Origin of the sequence: Brucella sp. IR068 (assembly GCF_049065885.1) — a bacterium.
In the GTDB taxonomy this organism is placed as follows: Bacteria; Pseudomonadota; Alphaproteobacteria; order Rhizobiales; family Rhizobiaceae; genus Brucella; species Brucella intermedia.
Window position 1 is genome coordinate 323,630 of the sequence record NZ_JBAKHE010000002.1, and the last position, 20,014, is coordinate 343,643.

Consider the following 20,014-nt stretch of genomic DNA (forward strand, 5'->3'; position numbering starts at 1 on the left):
GACTTCAGTGATTGCCGCAGCTGCATTCATGGTCTGCGCCATGATGGATTTTCCGGCGGCCGATCTCGACGCGCCATAGTGGGCCGGTTTCCTTGTAGACCCAGGAGAAGGCGCCCGGATTGCGGGTTTCGAGCTGACGGTGCAGCGGCACCGGATCGTGATCGTTGACGATTTCCAGCGCTTCGCCGGGCTCAAGCGCGTCGATCATCGCGAAGATCGTCGCATGCCGCGAAATCGGCGGTATGGTGCGGACATCGATTACGGGGGAGAGGGAGACAGGTTCTGCCGACATCTTGTTGTTCCGTGGCTGTCAGGCTTCGAAGCATGATGACGACAGCCGCATCATCATTGGAGCCATTCTAGAGTGACAGGCGAGAACCGGATTTGTTGTATCTCAAAGAAGACGGGAAATTTTCTGTCCGATATTTCATTCGTTCGGTGATGCGGGGCAGCGGCCTCTGCCGCTAGCCCCGCGCGTGATCCCCGAAACGGGATTACTGGGTGATTTCAGCCTCGACCAGCTTCTTCAGCTTTTCGAGGGATTCCTGCCAGCCGAGATAGCAGGCTTCAGCCGGAATTATATCCGGCACACCCTGCTGTTCGATATTGATTTCGGTGCCGACCGATACGGCTTTCAGCGAGATCGTGACTTTCATTTCGCCCGGCAGGTTCGGATCGTCGAAACTGTCCGTATAGACGAGCCTTTCTCCCGGAACGAGTTCGACATATGTGCCGCCGAATGAATGGCTTTCGCCCGTCGTAAAGTTCCGGAAAGACATTCTGTGCTTGCCGCCGACCTTTGCCTCCAGCTCATGGACGGTGCAGACAAAGCCATAGGGCGGCAGCCAGCTTGCCATGGCATCCGGCTCGATGAATGCGCGATAGACCTTTTCCGGCTTGGTGGCGAATACGCGGTGCAGGCGGATAGTGCTGGGCATGGTTTCCTCCCATTGTCGCTTTCAGCGGGTGTTGGCGGGGTGTTTGAAAAGCAGGCTTATATATCGCTTGAGATGATCGATGCTTTCGACCGCACGCTGCGGATCGCCGCTTGCCTTGGCGATGATGAAGGCACCCTGAATAACCGCCTGCGTATGAAGCGCGAGGCTTTCGGCGGTGAAATCACTGGCAACCGGATAGCGCTCCATCGCGGCTGCAATGTCGGGGACAAGCGTGTCCGCATGGCCTGAAATGCTGGCCCAGCAGGCATCCCTGATGACGGAGTTGGTCTCATAGACCTCCTGCGTCATGGTGCCGACGAGGCAGGTGAAGTCAGGCAGTTCGCCCTGAACGAGCTGCTTGCGCAACTCGACATAGGCCAGCACGCGCTCAAGCGGGTCTTCGGGAGCGTGATAGGCGGCATCCGCAAAAAGCGCGCCCGTTGTCTCCGACCAGTAGTTGGCGGCGGCAACGGCCAGATCTTCCTTGCTGGAGAAATGGTGAAAGAATGCGCCTTTCGACAGCGATGCCCTGGCGCAGATGTCATCGACCGACGTTGCGGCATAACCCTTGGTGCGAATAACGCCGAGCGCTGCATCAAGCAGATTGGACCGGGTCGATGGGTTCTGTTTGCGTGCCATTTTCGTACTCCCTGACTATATCATACCAACTGGTCGGTATTAAATCAAGGGGAGAACGAATCTGGTCCTTCGGGGCTCTGGAAGCGGGGAGGGTGTGGGAGGTGGAATGACTGCCGGTATTGCACCCATGGCGCAATACCGGCAGCGAATAGGCGCGGGCGGTCAGTCGATCTGGACGTTGGCATCCTTGACGACCGGCGTCCATTTGGCGATTTCGGCCTTCACATGCGCGGCGAGTTCTTCCGGTGTCGAGCCGACGATGGTGGCGCTGAATTCCTTCATGCGCTCCTTCACGGTTGGATCTTCCATGGCCTTGTTCGCGGCTTCATTGAGCTTGGCCACGACCTCGGGTGGGGTTCCAGCAGGTGCGAACAGCGCGTTCCATGTATAGGTCTCATAACCGGGGATCGTCTCTGCGATCGTCGGCACATCGGGGAAGGACGGCGCGCGCTCCTTGGTGGTGACGCCGAGGGCCTTCAATGTACCGCCCTTCATATGCGACGAGGAGGAGGGCAGGTTGTCGAACATGATCGGAACCTGATTGCCGATGACGTCATTGAGAGCGGGGCCGGACCCTTTGTAGGGTATGTGCTGCATCGAAACGCCGGCCATCTTCTTGAAAAGCTCGCCCGACAGATGCAGCGGCGTGCCGTTGCCGGACGAGGCATAGCTGTATTTTTCCGGCTCGGCTTTCAGCAGGTCGACAAGTTCCTTGACGGAGTTCACCGGAAGCTCCGGATTGACCACCAGCACATTGGGAACGATCACCAGAAGCGAGATCGGAGCGAAGTCCTTTTCCGCGTCATAAGGCTTGGTCTTCAGAATCAGCGGATTGAGCGCGTGCGTCGCCACGGTGCCCATCAGAATCGTATAGCCGTCCGGGTCGGCCCGCGCGACATTCGCAGCGCCAAGGCTGCCACCGCCGCCGCCGACATTCTGGATAATGACCTGCTGGCCGAGAATCTCCGACATTTTTGCCGCGATGACGCGGGCAACCACGTCCGTCGAGCCGCCAGCCGCAAACGGCACGACCATGGTCACCACCCGGTCTGGAAATGTCTGTGAACGGGCAGGGCTGCCAAGTGCGAATGCTGACAGGATGGAAAGGCCGAGCGCGAGGCCCGCGCGCCGTGTGATCCGATAAGCCGACATATATTCTCCTCCCAATGTCGAAACTCAATTGAAATGTCCGAAAGTAGAAACCTGCTTCGGAAAAATGCGATGCGTACAAACAGAGAGATAAAGCGCCCGTCGAAGTAGTTTCCGGGCCGGGCATCTGGATATGACCGGGATCGATTGTCGGTATGATTGTCTTTTATTGAACTCCGGTCCGGTTTCAGTGAACTACGTCACTTGCCTGAAAGCAAGCAACGAGATTCTAGCGCTTTAGTAGCGGAGAAACAGGCACTCTCCGTCGCGGGTGGCGATGATTCTGGAAACCGGACTGATTCCGGGGCCATGGCGGCGCTTGTGGATAAGTTTGATGTCATTGAAAATGCCCGGAAAACAGGCGTTCCGCAGCAAAATCGAAAATTCTTATCCTTTCTTCATGACCCTTGCTTGACACTTGTCCGAGAACCCCTTAAACGACCGCTCACACCGGACGGAAACGCCGGTGCGACGCAGCCGCAAGGTTGCCGAGAAATGCGCGGGTGTAGCTCAGTTGGTTAGAGTGCCGGCCTGTCACGCCGGAGGTCGCGGGTTCGAGCCCCGTCACTCGCGCCACTTTCCTCTCAACAAATCGATAGATTGAACGTTGACACGAAAGTGGCGCCCACCGCCGTTTCACTTCTTTTCATCCAGCATTTTCAGCAAAAGTGCGAAGCGGTTTTGCGTAGGATAATGCGCAGAAAAAGAGCAAGCATTTCCAGCAAAAGTGCGAAGCGGTTTTGCGCGGGATAATGCGCAAGAGCAAGCATTTCCAGAAAAAGTGCGAAGCGGTTTTGCGCGGGATAATGCGCAGAAAAAGAACAAGCATTTCCATTGATTCAATTTAACTGGGAATGCTCGAAATTGCTGACATTGCACGGGCGTTGAAACGTCCTGTGAATGATTTTTCCAATATCGCAAATCTTCTCCAAACACGCGCTTGACACTTGTTCGAGAACCCCTTAAACGACCGCTCACACCGGACGGAAACGCCGGTGCGACGCAGCCTCAGGGCTGCCGAGAAATGCGCGGGTGTAGCTCAGTTGGTTAGAGTGCCGGCCTGTCACGCCGGAGGTCGCGGGTTCGAGCCCCGTCACTCGCGCCACTTTCCTCTCAACAAATCGATAGATTGAACGTTGACACGAAAGTGGCGCCGGACCGCCTTCTTCAGGAAAATCGTGGAATTGCCGAACCGTGGGCCTGCTACTTGGAAAATTGTTTCCAGGACAGATAGGCAACCGACAGGATGATCGCCGCAATGACAAGAAGATCGCCGCTGGCGAGCAGATAGTGGCTCATGCGTGATCTCCTTTCGCTGCTATGGCCGACAATGCATCCATGATAGCCGGGCATCCATGATAGCCGGTGCGAATGCGATCTGAAGGCATTGCTTCGCAAACCCATTGCCATCCGGCATGTTTCCATTCCAACTTTCACCGCAAACGCGAACGGAATTTTCCATCATTCACGCAAGCCGTCCTCCGCCTTAAATCGCGGCGGCGGAAAACCTGCCACCTGACCATGCATTGCCAAGGACCCGATTTCCTGTTTTCAATCGCGCGGAACCGGATGACAGGAACGGATCGCTGCGACGATGACCCGACACGCTCTTCTTGGTGTGCTTGCAACGTTTTTGATTCTTGCCGGCTGTGACACGCCGCGCGCCGTGTTGTGGCACGGTCCCAATTCGAGCCCGCAATCGGTGGCGGCGGCGGAAGCCGCCATTATCAAACCGGCGAAACCGGCGGCTGTGGTTCCCATCTATGTTGCGACGAGCCGCCAGCGCTCCGACGATTTCTCGCAGCCCTACAATTCAAATCGCTCCAAGACGCTCAATTTCGCGCAGGTCGATGTCGGCATTCCGGCGGCCCATGTGAAAGGGCAGGTGGAGTCGACCGGCTACAAGCCCGACCCGGCCAAAAATTTCGCGGCAACCGCATTCCAGCCATACGAGGATGCGGAGCAGTTTCTCGCACAATTGAATGCCGCCCTTGCGAGGCAGGGGCCGAAGGACAGGGAAATCCTGATCTTCGTGCATGGCTACAACAATAATTTTGCCGACAGCACATTCCGCACCGCGCAGTTCGTCCATGATTACAAGATGAAGTCGGTGGCGGTCGAATATGCCTGGCCGTCCGGCGGCGATCTGGGCCTTTATGTCTATGATCGAGACAGCGCGGACTTTGCGCGGGATGGTCTGGCCCGGTTGCTCGAACTTGTCGCCCGCAGCAAGGCCGAGCGCGTTGTGCTCGTCGGCCACTCGATGGGCGGCTTCGTCACCATGGAGGCTTTGAGAACCCTGTCCCTGCGTGGCGAAAAGCATGTGCTGCGCCGCATCACCGCGCTGTTGCTCGCGGCACCGGATATCGATCTCGACGTCTTTGAAAAGCAGATAAGGGACATCGACCCAATGCCGCGTCCGACAGCGGTAATGACATCGCGCAGCGATCGGGCGCTGGGCGTCTCGTCCTTCATCACGGGCGGCCATGCGCGGGTAGGGGACGGCACCAGCATTCCGATACTTCAGAAATACGGGATCGCGGTGATCGACGCGACCGATCTGGATGGCGGCGCGCATAATGTCTTTGCATCCTCGCCGTCGCTCATGGCTCTGGTCAGCGACGGCACGCTCTCGCTTAACGCCCTGAACGGGCGCGAGAACCGGACGACGGGGCAGGCGGTGCTGGCGGACGGCGCTTCGGCGATCAAGGGAGCCGCATCGCTCGTGCTCTATCTGCCGGGCCGGCTGGTGGGGGCGGCGGGCTCCGCTGGTCCGTAAACGCATTTTCAGGCGGGGGACTGGATCGCCGGTTTCCACCCACGAAGTCGTGGGCAATTGATTCTCGCGGAGGATTGCCGGACGGCGCGGACCGGGCGACTTTTCCTCACGAAATTATGATCTTTTCATGTTATAGGGGTTTTAAGGGGGATAAGCGGGCCGGATGCATGGCTTGTTAAGCATCTTGGTTCGACTTTGCCCAATAGATCGTGCCGGAGGGGTTGCGCTTGCGCACGCGCTGCGATAACCGTCCCGGCGAAAAGCGCTTAGTTCGCACGGCATGCCTTTTGAAGCTGCTTGGGGCGACGGGGTTGCAACAGATGCAATGTGTCGCATGGTCGTCAGCTCCAAAAAGCTTATGACAGGCGGCGCAGCCTCGTATTCAAGCCGGATAAAGGACCATGAACGAGCTTTTAAGTTCCTACCTGCCGATCGTCATCTTCCTCGGCATCGCGATGGTAATTGGCGTAGCCCTTCTGGTTGCGCCGTTTCTTGTCGCTTACAGACAGCCCGACCCCGAAAAGCTTTCTGCTTACGAGTGCGGCTTCAATGCCTTCGATGACGCCCGTATGAAGTTCGACATCCGTTTCTATCTGGTGTCGATTCTCTTCATTATCTTCGATCTGGAAGTCGCCTTCCTTTTCCCGTGGGCCGTGTCCTTCGGTGAAATCGGCTGGTTCGGCTTCGCGTCGATGATGGTGTTCCTTGGCGTTCTGACCATCGGCTTCATTTATGAATGGAAGAAGGGAGCGCTGGAATGGGATTGACCTCAGCCAACACAACGCTCGTGGCTCCGCAGCCGAAGGGCATTCTTGACCCGCGCACGGGCAAGCCTGTCGGTTCCGACGATGCATTCTTCAACGATCTGAACAGCGAGCTTTCCGACAAGGGATTCATCGTCACCTCCGCTGACGCTCTGATTACCTGGGCGCGTACCGGCTCGCTGATGTGGATGACCTTCGGTCTGGCATGCTGCGCCGTGGAAATGATGCACATTTCCATGCCGCGCTACGACGCCGAACGCTTCGGTATCGCTCCGCGCGCTTCACCGCGTCAGTCCGACGTGATGATCGTCGCCGGCACGCTGACCAACAAGATGGCACCCGCCCTGCGCAAGGTCTACGACCAGATGCCGGAGCCGCGTTACGTTATCTCGATGGGTTCCTGCGCCAATGGCGGCGGCTACTACCACTATTCCTATTCGGTGGTGCGTGGCTGCGATCGCGTGGTTCCGGTCGATATCTACGTTCCGGGCTGCCCTCCGACCGCTGAGGCTCTGCTCTACGGCATTCTTATGCTGCAGAAGAAGATCCGCCGCACCGGCACCATTGAACGCTAAGGCCGAAGAAAAGGACATTTGATCATGAGCGAAGAAGCTCTCGGTGAACTTTCCGGCTACATCAAGGAACGTCTCGGCGATGCGATCGAAGAGGCGAAGCTTGCCTATGGCGAGCTGACCCTGTCGGTTCCGGTTGCCAGCATCATCAGCGTTCTGACCTTCCTGCGCGACGATGTGCAGTGCCAGTTCGTCAACCTGACGGATATTTCGGGCGTCGACTATCCGCAGCGCGCCAAGCGCTTCGATGTCGTCTACCAGCTCATGTCTCCGCGCCAGAACCAGCGCATCCGTGTCAAGGTTCAGGCTGATGAGGACACGCTGGTGCCGTCCGCGGTTCCGGTCTTCGTCGGCGCCGAATGGTTCGAGCGCGAAACCTACGACATGTACGGCGTCCTGTTCTCCGGCCATCCGGACCTGCGCCGCATCCTGACCGACTACGGTTTCGAAGGCCATCCGCTGCGCAAGGACTTCCCGCTCACCGGTTTCGTTGAAGTTCGTTACAACAACGAGCTGAAGCGCGTCGCCTACGAGCCTGTGCAGCTGCGTCAGGAGTTCCGCAACTTCGACTTCCTCTCGCCATGGGAAGGAACGGACTACGTTCTGCCGGGCGACGAGAAAGCCAAGGCGAACTGAGGACATACTCATGGGCGCAGGCGAGAGATTGAACGGTCAATGTCTTTGCGGAGCGGTGAAGTTCACCGCTGTTCCGGCAAAGATGGAAATGGATGTCTGCCATTGCAGCATGTGCCGGCGTTGGTCGGGCGGTGCTTTCATGGCCGTCAACTGCGGCACTTCGGTCGAAATCGAAGACGAAGCTGCCCTCTCGACCTATTCGTCTTCGGAATGGGGCGAACGCCGCTTCTGCTCGAAGTGCGGTTCGTCGCTGTTCTGGCGCGGTGTCCATGATGGAATGATGGTCGTTTCGATGCAGGCTTTTGCCGAACCGGAACGTTTTCATTTCGCCGAAGAAATCTTCATCGATAACAAGCCTGCGAATTACGATTTTGCCAACGACACCCACCGGATGACCGGCGAGGAGTTCTTGGCGGCTCTTGCAGCCAAACAGGAAGCTGAACATGGCTGAGACTCAGGTCCGCAATTTCAATATCAACTTCGGTCCGCAGCACCCTGCCGCGCACGGCGTGCTGCGTCTGGTGCTTGAGCTCGACGGCGAAGTGGTCGAGCGCGTCGATCCGCATATCGGTCTGCTGCATCGCGGCACCGAAAAGCTGATGGAAGCCAAGACCTATCTTCAGGCCCTGCCTTATCTCGACCGCCTCGACTACGTGGCGCCGATGAACCAGGAACACGCCTATGCGCTCGCCGTCGAACGCCTGCTGGGCATCGACGTGCCGAAGCGCGGCCAGCTCATCCGCGTTCTCTATTCGGAAATCGGCCGTATCCTGAACCACCTTCTCAACGTCACCACGCAGGCCATGGACGTTGGCGCGCTGACGCCGCCGCTCTGGGGCTTCGAGGAACGCGAAAAGCTGATGGTGTTCTACGAACGCGCCTGCGGCGCGCGCATGCACGCAGCCTATTTCCGTCCGGGCGGCGTCCATCAGGACCTGCCGGACCAGCTCGTCGAAGACATCGGCAAATGGATCGATCCATTCTTCAAGACGCTCAACAATCTCGACGACCTCATCACGCCGAACCGTATTTTCAAGCAGCGTAACGTCGATATCGGCGTCGTGAAGCTGGAAGACGCTTGGGCATGGGGCTTCTCGGGCGTCATGGTTCGCGGTTCGGGTGCAGCATGGGATCTGCGCAAGTCGCAGCCATATGAGTGCTACAACGAGATGGAATTCGACATTCCGGTCGGCAAGAACGGCGACTGCTATGACCGCTACCTGATCCGCATGGAAGAAATGCGCCAGTCGGCGAAGATCATGCGCCAGTGCGTTGACCTGCTCCTCGGCAAGGAACGCGTCGGTCCGGTTTCCAACGCCGACAACAAGATCGTGCCGCCGAAGCGCGGCGAGATGAAGCGCTCGATGGAAGCGCTCATCCATCACTTCAAGCTTTACACGGAAGGCTACCACGTGCCTGCCGGTGAAGTTTACGCAGCAGTTGAAGCGCCGAAGGGTGAATTTGGCGTCTTCCTCGTATCGGACGGCTCCAACAAGCCTTATCGCTGCAAGCTGCGCGCTCCGGGCTTTGCCCATCTTCAAGCCATGGATTTCCTGTGCCGCGGCCATATGCTGGCTGACGTGTCGGCAATTCTTGGCTCGCTCGATATCGTGTTTGGTGAGGTTGACCGCTGATGTCCGTTCGCCGTCTCGCAGATGATGCCGTCCAGCCAGCCGCTTTCGCGTTCAACGCGGAAAATCGGGCCTGGGCGCTCAAGACGATTGCAAAATTCCCCGAAGGCCGTCAGCAGTCGGCCGTCATTCCGTTGCTCATGCGTGCGCAGGAACAAGATGGCTGGGTCACGAAAGCTGCCATTGAACACGTTGCAGCCATGCTCGAAATGCCGCTGATCCGCGTTCTGGAAGTTGCGACCTTCTATACGCAGTTCCAGCTGAAGCCCGTCGGCACGCGCGCCCACATCCAGGTTTGCGGCACCACGCCTTGCATGCTGCGCGGTTCGGAAGCGCTGATGGATGTCTGCCGCCACAAGATCAACCACGACCCGTTCGAGCTCAACGCCGACGGCACGCTGTCGTGGGAAGAGGTGGAATGCCAGGGCGCCTGCGCCAATGCACCGATGGTCATGATCTTCAAGGACGCCTATGAAGACCTGACGCCGGAACGCCTTGCCGAAATCATCGACGCGTTTGAAGCCGGCAAGGGCGACACCGTCAAGCCGGGCCCGCAGATCGACCGTGAAACTTCCAATCCGCTCAATGGCCTGACGTCGCTGACGGAAGAGCTGGACTACAAGAAGATCGGCCTCGAAACCCGCAAGGCATCCGATGCCGCCGCTGCCAGGGCAAAGGCGGAGGCCGAAGCCAAGGCAAAGGCAGAAGCCGCGAATGTTCCGCCGTCCAACGCGGCAAAGCCCGTGACCAACGCGCCTGAAACCGCTCCGGCGCTCAAGTCGCCGTCGGAAGTCAAGGTTTCGAATGCAGCCGAAAAAGCCGCTTCTGCCGAAACCACGCAGGAATACAAGCTTGACGACAAGAACCGTCCGCAGCCCATGGAGCGGCCGGAAGTGGTCGACGACCTCAAGCTGATCTCTGGCGTCGGTCCGAAGATCGAGCAGACCCTGCACGAGCTTGGCATCTTCACCTTCAAGCAGGTCGCTGCATGGAAGAAGGCCGAGCGCGACTGGGTCGACGGCTATCTCAGCTTCCACGGTCGCATCGAGCGCGAAGACTGGATGAAGCAGGCCAAGGCTTTGGCCAAGGGCGGCGTCGAGGAATACATCAAGGTATTCGGAAAGAAGCCGGTATGATGACTTCGATATTGGCAAACACGAACGGAAACAGGTGAGACATGCTGGCTGATAAAGATCGCATCTTCACCAATATCTACGGCTTCAAGGATCGCTCCCTGAAGGGTGCAATGGCGCGCGGCCATTGGGACAACACCAGCGGGCTGATCGAAAAGGGCCGTGACTGGATCATCGAGGAGATGAAGGCGTCGGGCCTGCGCGGCCGCGGCGGCGCTGGCTTCCCGACGGGTCTCAAGTGGTCGTTCATGCCCAAGCAGAGCGACGGTCGCCCGCATTATCTGGTCGTCAACGCCGACGAATCCGAGCCCGGCACCTGCAAGGACCGCGAAATCCTGCGCCACGATCCGCATACGCTGATCGAAGGCTGCGTGATCGCCGGTTGCGCCATGGGCGCCCACACGGCCTATATCTATATCCGTGGCGAATTCATGCGCGAGCGTGAAGCCCTCCAGGCGGCAATTGACGAATGTTACGAAGCCGGTCTGCTGGGCAAGGGCAACAAGTGCGGCTGGGACATGGACATTTTCGTCACCCACGGCGCTGGCGCTTATATCTGCGGTGAAGAAACGGCTCTGCTCGAAAGCCTCGAAGGCAAGAAGGGCCAGCCGCGCCTCAAGCCGCCGTTTCCCGCGAATATGGGCCTCTATGGCTGCCCGACGACCGTGAACAACGTGGAATCGATCGCCGTTGCGCCGACGATCCTGCGTCGTGGCGCGGCATGGTTCTCGTCCATCGGACGCCCGAACAATGTCGGCACCAAGCTGTTCCAGATTTCCGGTCACGTGAACACGCCTTGCGTCGTGGAAGAAGGCCTCGGCATTCCGTTCCGCGAACTGATCGAAAAGCATGGCGGCGGCATTCGCGGCGGCTGGGACAATTTGCTGGCGGTCATTCCCGGCGGCGCGTCGTGCCCGGTCATCAAGGGCGAGGACATGATGGACGCCATCATGGATTTCGACGGCATGCGTGACAAGAAATCGTCGTTCGGCACCGGCGGCCTCATCGTCATGGACAAGTCCACCGACATCATCAAGGCGATTGCCCGTCTGGCGGCGTTCTTCAAGCATGAAAGCTGCGGCCAGTGCACGCCGTGCCGCGAAGGCACCGGCTGGATGTGGCGCGTGATGGAGCGCATGGTCAAGGGTAACGCGCAGAAGCGCGAGATCGACATGCTGTTCGACGTGACCAAGCAGATTGAAGGTCACACGATCTGCGCACTGGGTGATGCCGCTGCATGGCCTATTCAGGGCCTGATCCGCAATTTCCGTCCGGAAATTGAAAAGCGCATTGACGATTATACGCGCAACGCCGTTCAGAGCCGCAATATCCGTCTGGAAGCGGCTGAATAAGTTGTGTGAGCCTGCCCGGCAGGGCATGGCCCCGAAAAGTGCCTGGCGGTTTTCGGTAAAGGCCATGCCAAAAGTAAGGGCAGGGCAAGAGTTTGAGATCTGGAAGATGCGGCACAAGCCGCAGGTTTGGATAAGCGATGGCAAAGATCAAGGTTGACGGCACAGAGATCGAAGTACCCGATCACTATACGCTCCTTCAGGCTGCCGAAGCCGCGGGCGCGGAAGTCCCGCGTTTCTGTTTCCACGAACGGCTTTCCATCGCCGGAAACTGCCGTATGTGCCTGGTTGAAGTGAAGGGCGGACCGCCGAAGCCGGCGGCATCCTGCGCCATGGGCGTGCGCGATCTGCGTCCCGGCCCGAATGGCGAAGCGCCTGAAATCTTCACCAACACGCCGATGGTCAAGAAGGCCCGCGAAGGCGTGATGGAATTCCTGCTCATCAACCACCCGCTGGATTGCCCGATCTGCGATCAGGGCGGCGAGTGCGACCTGCAGGATCAGGCAATGGCGTTCGGCACCGACGGTTCCCGCTATCGCGAGAACAAGCGCGCTGTTGAAAACAAATATATCGGTCCGCTCGTCAAGACGGTGATGACGCGCTGCATTCACTGCACGCGCTGCGTCCGCTTCACGACGGAAGTGGCCGGCATTTCGGAACTGGGCCTCATCGGCCGCGGTGAAGACGCCGAGATCACCACCTATCTCGAACGCGCCATGACCTCGGAATTGCAGGGCAACGTCATTGATCTTTGCCCGGTCGGCGCTCTGACCTCGCGTCCTTATGCCTTCCAGGCCCGTCCGTGGGAACTGAGCAAGACCGAAACCATCGACGTGATGGATGCGGTCGGCTCGAACATCCGCGTCGATACCCGTGGTCGCGAAGTGATGCGCGTCATGCCGCGCGTCAATGAAGCGGTGAACGAGGAGTGGATTTCCGACAAGACCCGCTTCATCTGGGATGGCCTGCGCACCCAGCGCCTCGACCGCCCATATGTTCGCAAGGATGGCCGTCTGGTTGCAGCATCGTGGCCGGAAGCATTCGCTGCCATCGCCGCCAAGGTCTCCGCAACGTCGGCTGAAAAGATCGGCGCTGTCGCTGGCGATCTGGCTTCGGTTGAAGAACTCTACGCGCTGAAGGGCCTGATGGCTTCGCTCGGCACCGCCAATATCGACAGCCGCCAGGATGGCGCAGCTCTCGATCCGGCTCTGGGCCGCGCAACCTATCTCTTCAACTCGACCATCGAAGGCATTGAAAACGCTGATGCTTTGCTCATCATCGGTTCCAATCCGCGTGTTGAAGCCGCTGTTCTGAACGCCCGCATCCGCAAGCGTCAGCGCATGGGCCATTTCCCGGTCGCCCTGATCGGTGAAAAGGCTGAACTGCGTTACGATTACGAATATCTGGGTGCTGGCGCTGAAACGCTGGGCCAGCTTGCTGCCGGCCAGAACGCATTCCGCGACGTATTGGCCAAGGCTGAACGTCCGCTGATCATCATCGGTCAGGGCGCGCTCACCGGCGAAAACGGTCGTGCGGTTCTGTCGGCCGCCGCCAAACTCGCTCAGGACGTCGGCGCGATCAAGGACGAGTGGAACGGCTTCTCCGTTCTGCACACCGCCGCTTCGCGCGTTGGCGCTCTGGATCTCGGTTTCGTGCCGGGTGAGGGCGGCAAGGCTGCTGGCGACATGCTCGGCAATCTGGATGTCGTGTTCCTGCTCGGCGCAGACGAACTCGACATGACCCGCAAGGGATCGAGCTTCATCGTTTACATCGGCACGCATGGCGATGCCGGTGCCCATGCCGCCGACGTTATCCTGCCGGGCGCAGCCTATACGGAAAAGTCGGGCACCTGGGTCAACACCGAGGGCCGCGTGCAGCTTGGCAACCGCGCCGGTTTCGCGCCGGGCGAGGCAAAGGAAGACTGGGCGATCCTGCGCGCTCTTTCCGACAGCCTTGGCAAGCGCCTGCCGTTCGATTCGCTGCAGCAGCTTCGCGCCCGGCTCTATGCGGACTATCCGCATATGGCGGCTATCGACACCATCGCGCCTGCTTCCGCCGACGATCTCGTCGCGCTGGCGGCCAAGGCAACAAACCCGGGCGGCGGCGCTGCGTTCGTCTCCCCGGTCAAGGACTTCTACCTGACGAACCCAATCGCGCGCGCTTCCGCCGTCATGGCCGAATGCTCGGCGCTCGCGGCCGGCGGCTTCCAACAGGCAGCTGAGTAAGCGAGAGAGAGACGGAACAATGGAAGGAATTTTTGCAGCTTACGTCTTGCCCGCGCTTATCATAGCGCTGAAGTCGGTCGTTCTGCTCGTCGTATTGCTGATCGTCGTCGCTTACCTGCTTTACGCGGATCGCAAGATCTGGGCAGCGGTGCAGCTTCGTCGCGGCCCGAACGTTGTCGGTCCCTGGGGTCTGTTCCAGGCCTTCGCCGACTTGTTGAAGTTCGTCTTCAAGGAACCGATCATCCCGTCGGGCGCAAACAAGGGTGTCTTCCTCCTTGCGCCTTTCGTTTCCGCCGTTCTCGCAATGGCGACCTGGGCGGTCATTCCGGTCAATGAAGGCTGGGCCATCGCCAATATCAATGTCGGCATACTCTATATCTTCGCCATTTCTTCGCTCGAAGTTTACGGCGTGATCATGGGCGGCTGGGCATCGAACTCGAAATACCCGTTCCTCGGCGCGCTTCGTTCTGCCGCGCAGATGGTTTCCTACGAAGTTTCCATCGGCTTCGTGATTGTCACGGTCCTGCTGACGGTTGGCTCGCTCAACCTCACCGACATCGTGCTTTCGCAGAATACCGGCCTCGGCACCATGCTTGGCCTGCCGGCTTCGTTCCTCGACTGGAACTGGCTCTGCCTGTTCCCGATGTTCGTGATCTTCTTCATTTCGGCGCTGGCCGAAACGAACCGTCCGCCTTTCGACCTTGTCGAAGCTGAATCCGAACTCGTGGCCGGTCACATGATCGAATATTCGTCCACGCCGTTCCTTCTGTTCTTCCTCGGCGAATATGTGGCGATCACGCTGATGTGCGCCCTGATGACGACGCTCTTCCTCGGCGGCTGGCTGCCTCCGGTGGATGTGTGGTTCCTCAACTGGGTTCCGGGCATCATCTGGTTCATGCTGAAGCTCTGCTTCTGCTTCTTCCTCTTCGCAATGGTGAAGGCTTTCGTTCCGCGTTATCGCTACGATCAGCTGATGCGCCTTGGCTGGAAAGTGTTCCTGCCGATCTCGCTCTTCATGGTCGTCGCAACCGCGACCTTCCTCAAAGTCTTCGGTCTGGCGTAAGGAGTAATCATCATGGCTTCATTCGCTCAAGCAGCCAAATCGCTCCTTCTCAAGGAATTCGTAGGCGCGTTCTTTCTTTCCATGCGCCAGTTCTTCGCGCCCAAGGCGACGTTGAACTACCCGCATGAAAAGGGCCCGGTCTCTCCGCGCTTCCGTGGCGAGCACGCACTGCGCCGTTATCCAAACGGCGAGGAACGCTGCATCGCCTGCAAGCTTTGCGAAGCGATCTGCCCGGCGCAGGCCATCACCATCGAGGCCGGTCCGCGCCGCAACGACGGCACCCGCCGCACGGTGCGTTACGACATCGACATGGTGAAGTGCATCTATTGCGGTTTCTGCCAGGAAGCATGCCCGGTGGACGCCATCGTGGAAGGTCCGAATTTCGAATTCGCGACCGAAACCCGCGAAGAACTCTACTATGACAAGGAAAAGCTCCTTGCCAATGGCGACCGTTGGGAACGCGAAATCGCGCGCAATATCGCGATGGATGCGCCATATCGCTGATTGGTCCTGCTGAAACCTGGTTTCGGCATCCGGTTTGAAAAGCGGCAACAGGAAGGGGCGGCCCATCTTGTTGCTGGAATTTAAGTTTCGCGATTATTCGCGGCAAACAAAGACTAAAGAGGGCAAGGCAATAAGGCTTTGCTCACGGAAAGGTGTTGGGGGATCCCCATGCTGACAGGTATTGCGGCAGCGTTTTTCTATCTGTTCGCCTTCATCATGATCGCATCCGCGTTCATGGTGATCGCGGCACGCAACCCCGTGCATTCGGTGCTGTTTCTGATCCTCACATTCTTCAATGCGGCAGCCTTGTTCCTGCTGACGGGGGCCGAGTTCCTCGCCATGATCCTGCTCGTCGTTTACGTCGGGGCAGTGGCGGTTCTCTTCCTGTTCGTCGTCATGATGCTGGATGTGGATTTCTCCGAGCTGAAGCGCGGCGCGCTGCAATATGCGCCGGTTGGCGCGCTCGTCGGCCTCATCCTGCTCGGCGAGCTGATCTTCGTGTTTGCAAGCAACATGTTTGCACCGAAGCTCGGGCAGGGTGCCGTGCCGATCCCGAATATCGCCGAGCGGAGCAACACCGCTGCTCTGGGTGACATTCTCTACACCGACTTCGTCTTCTACTTCCAGGTTGCTGGTCTCGTCCTTCTGGTCGCGATGATCGGCGCCATCGTTCTGACGCTGCGGCACAAGCCGAATGTCAAGCGCCAGTCCATTCCGGCCCAGGTTGCTCGCACGCCCGAAACGGCGATTGAGATCAAACAAGTCGAAACGGGCAAAGGCATCTGAGGATAAGCATATGGAAATCGGTATCGCCCACTATCTGACCGTTTCGGCCATCCTGTTCACGCTTGGCGTCTTCGGCATCTTCCTGAACCGCAAGAACGTCATCGTCATCCTGATGTCGATCGAATTGATCCTTCTTTCGGTCAATCTCAACTTCGTGGCGTTCTCCAGCCAGCTCGGCGACATGGTCGGGCAGGTCTTCGCCCTTTTCGTTCTGACCGTCGCGGCTGCGGAAGCGGCCATCGGTCTGGCAATTCTCGTTGTTTTCTTCCGTAATCGCGGCTCCATCGCGGTGGAAGACGTCAATGTTATGAAAGGTTGACGGGCAAATGCTCTACTACGCGATCGTCTTCCTTCCGCTTCTCGGCTTCCTGATTGCCGGTCTCTTCGGCAATCAGATCGGAGCCAAGGCGAGCGAATACATCACTTCCGGTTTCATGGTCGTCGTCGCGGTCCTGTCGTGGGTCGTGTTCTTCCAGATTCCGCTCGGCCACGACGCGGAAACCGTCCGCATCCCGGTTCTGCACTGGGTAACCTCGGGCGCGCTTTCCTTCGACTGGGCATTGCGCATCGACACGCTCACCGGCGTCATGCTGGTGGTGGTGAACTCGGTGTCGGCTCTCGTGCACATCTATTCCATCGGATATATGCACCACGATCCGCACCGTCCGCGCTTCTTCGCCTATCTGTCGCTCTTCACTTTCGCCATGCTCATGCTGGTCACGTCGGACAATCTGGTCCAGATGTTCTTCGGTTGGGAAGGCGTGGGTCTGGCTTCGTACCTCCTGATCGGCTTCTGGTTCCAGAAGCCTTCGGCCAACGCCGCCGCCATGAAGGCCTTTGTCGTCAACCGCGTTGGTGACTTTGGCTTCCTGCTCGGCATCTTCGGCGTGTTCGCGCTGTTCCAGTCGGTCGACTACAACACGATCTTCGCTGCTGCCGCCAACTTCCTCCCCGCTGAAGGCGCTGCCGATGCCAATCAGGTCGTTCTGAACTTCCTCGGCTATCAGCTCGACAAGCAGGGCGCGATCACGATCACCTGCCTGCTGCTCTTCATGGGGGCGATGGGCAAGTCGGCGCAGTTCCTGCTGCACACCTGGCTTCCGGACGCCATGGAGGGCCCGACCCCGGTTTCGGCGCTCATTCACGCCGCTACCATGGTTACTGCGGGCGTGTTCATGGTCGCCCGCATGTCGCCGATCTTCGAACTGTCGCAGACCGCGCTTCTGGTCGTGACCATCATCGGCGCGACGACTGCCTTCTTCGCGGCAACGGTCGCCCTCGTGCAGAACGACATCAAGCGCGTCATCGCCTATTCGACCTGCTCGCAGCTCGGCTACATGTTCGCTGCACTCGGTGTCGGTGCCTATGGCGCCGCCGTGTTCCACCTGTTCACGCACGCTTTCTTCAAGGCGCTTCTGTTCCTTTGCGCCGGCTCGGTTATCCATGCCGTTTCGGAAGAGCAGGACATGCGCCGCATGGGCGGCCTGCGCAAGCTGATCCCGATCACCTACTGGATGATGGTCATCGGCACGGTCGCCATTACCGGCCTCGGCATTCCGGGCACGGTCATCGGCACCGCCGGTTTCTTCTCCAAGGATGCGATCATCGAATCCGTCTTCGCTTCGCACAGTGCTGCCAGCGGCTACGCTTCGACGCTTCTCATCATCGCCGCGCTCTTCACGAGCTTCTATTCCTGGCGCCTGATTTTCATGACCTTCCACGGCAAGCCGCGCGCTTCGGCGGAAGTCATGCATCACGTCCATGAATCGCCTGCCGTCATGTTCGTTCCGCTGCTGATCCTCGGCGTCGGCGCGCTCTTTGCCGGTGTCGTGTTCAAGGAACTCTTCTTCGGCCATGAATATGCCGAGTTCTGGAAGGGCGCTCTGTTCACCTCGGCTGCCAACCAGATCCTTGAGGAATATCACCATGTTCCTCTGTGGGTTAAGCTGTCGCCGTTCGTTTCGATGGTTCTCGGCTTCATCGTCGCCTGGATCTTCTACATCCGTTCGCCGGAAACGCCGAAGGAACTGGCTGCCCGCCATCGCGGCCTCTATCAGTTCCTCTTGAACAAGTGGTACTTCGACGAGCTGTACGATTTCCTCTTCGTGCGTCCGGCTCGCTGGCTTGGCCGCGTGTTCTGGAAGGGTGGCGACGGCTGGCTTATTGACGGCTTCGGCCCGGATGGCGTCTCGGCCCGCGTGCTCGACGTTACCAACCGCGTCGTCAAGATGCAGTCCGGATACCTTTATCACTACGCATTCGCGATGCTGATCGGCGTCGCCGCGCTCGTCATTTGGATGATGCTCGGGAGCTCTTTCTGATGACCGACTGGCCAATTCTTTCAACGGTCACGTTTCTGCCGCTCGTCGGCGCGTTACTGATCCTTCTGATCAAGGACGACAGCGAGGCATCGCGTCGCAATATCCGCAACGTCGCTTTGCTGACGACGATATTCGTCTTCGCCCTGTCGCTCGTCGTCTGGGCCGGTTTCGACAATTCGAACCCCGGCTTCCAGATGGTCGAGCAGGTCGACTGGATGGGCGGCGGCATCAGCTACCACATGGGCGTGGACGGCATCTCCGTCCTGTTCGTGGTGCTTTCCGCTTTCCTCATGCCCTTCTGCATTCTGGCAAGCTGGGTGTCGGTGGAAAAGCGCGTCAAGGAATACATGATCGCGTTCCTCATTCTGGAAACGCTGATGATCGGCGTGTTCTGCGCGCTCGACCTGTTCCTGTTCTACGTGTTCTTCGAGGCAAGCCTTATCCCGATGTTCATCATCATCGGCGTGTGGGGCGGCAAGCGCCGCGTCTATGCGAGCCTGAAGTTCTTCCTCTACACGCTTCTGGGCTCGGTCCTGATGCTCATCGCCATCATGGCCATGTACTGGCAGGCTGGCACGATGAACATCGTGGAGCTGCTGAAATATGACTTCCCGGCCGGTATGCAGACATGGCTATGGCTCGCTTTCTTCGCGTCCTTCGCGGTGAAGATGCCGATGTGGCCGGTCCACACCTGGTTGCCGGATGCGCACGTTGAAGCACCGACGGCGGGCTCGGTCATTCTGGCCGGTATCCTGCTGAAGCTCGGCGGCTACGGTTTCATCCGCTTCTCGCTGCCGATGTTCCCGCTGGCTTCCGCTGATTTCGCTCCGTTCATCTTCGCGCTGTCGGTGATCGCAATCATCTACACCTCGCTCGTCGCGATGGTGCAGGAAGACATGAAGAAGCTGATCGCCTATTCGTCGGTTGCGCACATGGCCTATGTGACCATGGGTATCTTCGCGGCAAACGAGCAGGGCCTGCAGGGCGCCATCTTCCAGATGCTCTCGCATGGTATCGTGTCGGGCGCGCTCTTCCTCTGCGTCGGCGTGATCTATGACCGCATGCATACCCGTGAGATCGCGGCGTTTGGCGGTCTGGTGAACAACATGCCGAAATATGCGGTGGCCTTCCTCATCTTCACGATGGCGAATGTCGGCCTGCCGGGTACTTCGGGCTTCATCGGCGAGTTCCTGACGCTGTTCGGCGTGTTCCGGGTCAACACCTGGGTGGCGCTGTTCGCAACCACGGGCGTCATCCTCTCGGCGGCCTATGCGCTCTGGCTCTACCGTCAGGTGATCTTCGGCGCGCTGACCAAGGAAAGCCTCAAGGCGCTCCTCGACCTCAGCCCGCGTGAGAAGCTCATCCTCTACCCGCTTGTGGTGCTCACCATCTTCTTCGGCGTCTATCCGACCCCGGTCTTCAATGTGACCGCCGGTGCCGTGAACGCCCTGGTCCAACATTACGACGCAGCACTCGCGGGCTCCGCGAGCGCCGTGCTGGCACAGTAAGAAATAAAGGCGTAGGT

General features: G+C 58.9%; 19 protein-coding genes and 2 tRNA genes. 17 read left to right on the top strand and 4 right to left on the bottom strand.

Translation table 11 applies throughout. The features are described from left to right. Window positions 1-4: 4 nt before the first annotated feature. The 4 genes from ACOWVS_RS04525 to ACOWVS_RS04540 form a co-directional block, all read right to left on the bottom strand. A complete protein-coding gene (locus tag ACOWVS_RS04525; RefSeq protein ID WP_006466579.1) occupies window positions 5-292 on the bottom strand; it encodes a DUF2249 domain-containing protein in 288 nt (95 codons plus the stop codon). Window positions 293-494: 202 nt separating this feature from the next. Further along, window positions 495-938: an SRPBCC family protein gene (locus ACOWVS_RS04530; RefSeq protein WP_006466580.1), complete on the bottom strand. Its 444-nt coding sequence runs from the start codon at window positions 936-938 to the stop codon at window positions 495-497. 21 nt (window positions 939-959) lie between these two features. Then, window positions 960-1,577 (bottom strand): TetR/AcrR family transcriptional regulator, encoded by a 618-nt coding sequence (locus ACOWVS_RS04535; RefSeq protein ID WP_006466581.1) that lies wholly within the window; start codon window positions 1,575-1,577, stop codon window positions 960-962. Window positions 1,578-1,739: 162 nt separating this feature from the next. Beyond that, window positions 1,740-2,729, bottom strand: a complete 990-nt coding sequence (locus ACOWVS_RS04540; RefSeq protein ID WP_021584998.1) for a Bug family tripartite tricarboxylate transporter substrate binding protein — start codon at window positions 2,727-2,729, stop codon at window positions 1,740-1,742. Window positions 2,730-3,225: 496 nt separating this feature from the next. Between ACOWVS_RS04540 and ACOWVS_RS04545 the strand changes: the two genes are divergently transcribed. The 17 genes from ACOWVS_RS04545 (at window position 3,226) to ACOWVS_RS04625 (ending at window position 19,997) form a co-directional block, all read left to right on the top strand. Then, window positions 3,226-3,302 (top strand) — tRNA-Asp (locus ACOWVS_RS04545). A 452-nt stretch (window positions 3,303-3,754) separates the two neighbouring features. Continuing rightward, window positions 3,755-3,831, top strand: a tRNA-Asp gene (locus tag ACOWVS_RS04550). Between the two features lie 489 nt (window positions 3,832-4,320). Then, entirely contained in the window at window positions 4,321-5,505 is a 1,185-nt protein-coding gene (locus tag ACOWVS_RS04555; protein WP_006466587.1) for an alpha/beta hydrolase, read from the top strand. Window positions 5,506-5,906: 401 nt separating this feature from the next. Further along, window positions 5,907-6,272, top strand: coding sequence for an NADH-quinone oxidoreductase subunit A (locus ACOWVS_RS04560; RefSeq protein ID WP_006466588.1), 366 nt, complete (start codon window positions 5,907-5,909; stop codon window positions 6,270-6,272). Beyond that, window positions 6,263-6,844: a NuoB/complex I 20 kDa subunit family protein gene (locus ACOWVS_RS04565; protein ID WP_006466589.1), complete on the top strand. Its 582-nt coding sequence runs from the start codon at window positions 6,263-6,265 to the stop codon at window positions 6,842-6,844. The genes ACOWVS_RS04560 and ACOWVS_RS04565 overlap by 10 nt, the downstream gene beginning before the upstream one ends. Window positions 6,845-6,868: 24 nt before the next feature. Continuing rightward, window positions 6,869-7,477: an NADH-quinone oxidoreductase subunit C gene (locus ACOWVS_RS04570; protein WP_006471810.1), complete on the top strand. Its 609-nt coding sequence runs from the start codon at window positions 6,869-6,871 to the stop codon at window positions 7,475-7,477. A gap of 10 nt (window positions 7,478-7,487) precedes the next feature. Next, the gene (locus tag ACOWVS_RS04575) at window positions 7,488-7,928 is read left to right on the top strand and encodes a GFA family protein (protein ID WP_006471809.1); all 441 of its coding nucleotides are present in this window, start codon (window positions 7,488-7,490) and stop codon (window positions 7,926-7,928) included. Next, window positions 7,921-9,111: an NADH-quinone oxidoreductase subunit D gene (locus ACOWVS_RS04580; protein WP_006471808.1), complete on the top strand. Its 1,191-nt coding sequence runs from the start codon at window positions 7,921-7,923 to the stop codon at window positions 9,109-9,111. Before ACOWVS_RS04575 ends, ACOWVS_RS04580 begins: the two co-directional genes overlap by 8 nt. Continuing rightward, a complete protein-coding gene (locus tag ACOWVS_RS04585) occupies window positions 9,111-10,244 on the top strand; it encodes an NADH-quinone oxidoreductase subunit E (RefSeq protein WP_075041653.1) in 1,134 nt (377 codons plus the stop codon). Before ACOWVS_RS04580 ends, ACOWVS_RS04585 begins: the two co-directional genes overlap by 1 nt. Before the next feature lie 41 nt (window positions 10,245-10,285). After that, window positions 10,286-11,593 carry an NADH-quinone oxidoreductase subunit NuoF gene (gene nuoF / locus ACOWVS_RS04590; protein WP_006466593.1) on the top strand — a complete coding sequence of 436 codons (1,308 nt, stop codon included), beginning with the start codon at window positions 10,286-10,288 and terminating at the stop codon, window positions 11,591-11,593. 137 nt (window positions 11,594-11,730) lie between these two features. After that, the gene (nuoG, locus tag ACOWVS_RS04595; protein WP_006466594.1) at window positions 11,731-13,815 is read left to right on the top strand and encodes an NADH-quinone oxidoreductase subunit NuoG; all 2,085 of its coding nucleotides are present in this window, start codon (window positions 11,731-11,733) and stop codon (window positions 13,813-13,815) included. A gap of 19 nt (window positions 13,816-13,834) precedes the next feature. Next, window positions 13,835-14,878 carry an NADH-quinone oxidoreductase subunit NuoH gene (nuoH, locus tag ACOWVS_RS04600; RefSeq protein WP_006466595.1) on the top strand — a complete coding sequence of 348 codons (1,044 nt, stop codon included), beginning with the start codon at window positions 13,835-13,837 and terminating at the stop codon, window positions 14,876-14,878. 12 nt (window positions 14,879-14,890) lie between these two features. Further along, entirely contained in the window at window positions 14,891-15,382 is a 492-nt protein-coding gene (gene nuoI, locus ACOWVS_RS04605) for an NADH-quinone oxidoreductase subunit NuoI (RefSeq protein ID WP_006466596.1), read from the top strand. A 168-nt stretch (window positions 15,383-15,550) separates the two neighbouring features. Beyond that, entirely contained in the window at window positions 15,551-16,168 is a 618-nt protein-coding gene (locus ACOWVS_RS04610) for an NADH-quinone oxidoreductase subunit J (protein ID WP_006471807.1), read from the top strand. A gap of 10 nt (window positions 16,169-16,178) precedes the next feature. Then, complete coding sequence (nuoK, locus tag ACOWVS_RS04615) at window positions 16,179-16,487, top strand: NADH-quinone oxidoreductase subunit NuoK (RefSeq protein ID WP_006466598.1); 309 nt, start codon at window positions 16,179-16,181, stop codon at window positions 16,485-16,487. 7 nt (window positions 16,488-16,494) lie between these two features. Next, on the top strand, window positions 16,495-18,489 hold the full coding sequence (gene nuoL / locus ACOWVS_RS04620; protein WP_075041654.1) for an NADH-quinone oxidoreductase subunit L: 1,995 nt from the start codon (window positions 16,495-16,497) through the stop codon (window positions 18,487-18,489). Then, window positions 18,489-19,997 carry an NADH-quinone oxidoreductase subunit M gene (locus ACOWVS_RS04625; protein ID WP_006471805.1) on the top strand — a complete coding sequence of 503 codons (1,509 nt, stop codon included), beginning with the start codon at window positions 18,489-18,491 and terminating at the stop codon, window positions 19,995-19,997. Before nuoL ends, ACOWVS_RS04625 begins: the two co-directional genes overlap by 1 nt. Window positions 19,998-20,014 lie beyond the last annotated feature (17 nt).

Bases quoted from the DNA above. Each gene is read 5' to 3' on its own strand.
- ACOWVS_RS04525 (WP_006466579.1), bottom strand. From the start codon at position 292: ATGTCGGCAGAACCTGTCTCCCTCTCCCCCGTAATCGATGTCCGCACC.
- ACOWVS_RS04530 (WP_006466580.1), bottom strand. From the start codon at position 938: ATGCCCAGCACTATCCGCCTGCACCGCGTATTCGCCACCAAGCCGGAA.
- ACOWVS_RS04535 (WP_006466581.1), bottom strand. From the start codon at position 1,577: ATGGCACGCAAACAGAACCCATCGACCCGGTCCAATCTGCTTGATGCA.
- ACOWVS_RS04540 (WP_021584998.1), bottom strand. From the start codon at position 2,729: ATGTCGGCTTATCGGATCACACGGCGCGCGGGCCTCGCGCTCGGCCTT.
- ACOWVS_RS04555 (WP_006466587.1), top strand. From the start codon at position 4,321: ATGACCCGACACGCTCTTCTTGGTGTGCTTGCAACGTTTTTGATTCTT.
- ACOWVS_RS04560 (WP_006466588.1), top strand. From the start codon at position 5,907: ATGAACGAGCTTTTAAGTTCCTACCTGCCGATCGTCATCTTCCTCGGC.
- ACOWVS_RS04565 (WP_006466589.1), top strand. From the start codon at position 6,263: ATGGGATTGACCTCAGCCAACACAACGCTCGTGGCTCCGCAGCCGAAG.
- ACOWVS_RS04570 (WP_006471810.1), top strand. From the start codon at position 6,869: ATGAGCGAAGAAGCTCTCGGTGAACTTTCCGGCTACATCAAGGAACGT.
- ACOWVS_RS04575 (WP_006471809.1), top strand. From the start codon at position 7,488: ATGGGCGCAGGCGAGAGATTGAACGGTCAATGTCTTTGCGGAGCGGTG.
- ACOWVS_RS04580 (WP_006471808.1), top strand. From the start codon at position 7,921: ATGGCTGAGACTCAGGTCCGCAATTTCAATATCAACTTCGGTCCGCAG.
- ACOWVS_RS04585 (WP_075041653.1), top strand. From the start codon at position 9,111: ATGTCCGTTCGCCGTCTCGCAGATGATGCCGTCCAGCCAGCCGCTTTC.
- nuoF (WP_006466593.1), top strand. From the start codon at position 10,286: ATGCTGGCTGATAAAGATCGCATCTTCACCAATATCTACGGCTTCAAG.
- nuoG (WP_006466594.1), top strand. From the start codon at position 11,731: ATGGCAAAGATCAAGGTTGACGGCACAGAGATCGAAGTACCCGATCAC.
- nuoH (WP_006466595.1), top strand. From the start codon at position 13,835: ATGGAAGGAATTTTTGCAGCTTACGTCTTGCCCGCGCTTATCATAGCG.
- nuoI (WP_006466596.1), top strand. From the start codon at position 14,891: ATGGCTTCATTCGCTCAAGCAGCCAAATCGCTCCTTCTCAAGGAATTC.
- ACOWVS_RS04610 (WP_006471807.1), top strand. From the start codon at position 15,551: ATGCTGACAGGTATTGCGGCAGCGTTTTTCTATCTGTTCGCCTTCATC.
- nuoK (WP_006466598.1), top strand. From the start codon at position 16,179: ATGGAAATCGGTATCGCCCACTATCTGACCGTTTCGGCCATCCTGTTC.
- nuoL (WP_075041654.1), top strand. From the start codon at position 16,495: ATGCTCTACTACGCGATCGTCTTCCTTCCGCTTCTCGGCTTCCTGATT.
- ACOWVS_RS04625 (WP_006471805.1), top strand. From the start codon at position 18,489: ATGACCGACTGGCCAATTCTTTCAACGGTCACGTTTCTGCCGCTCGTC.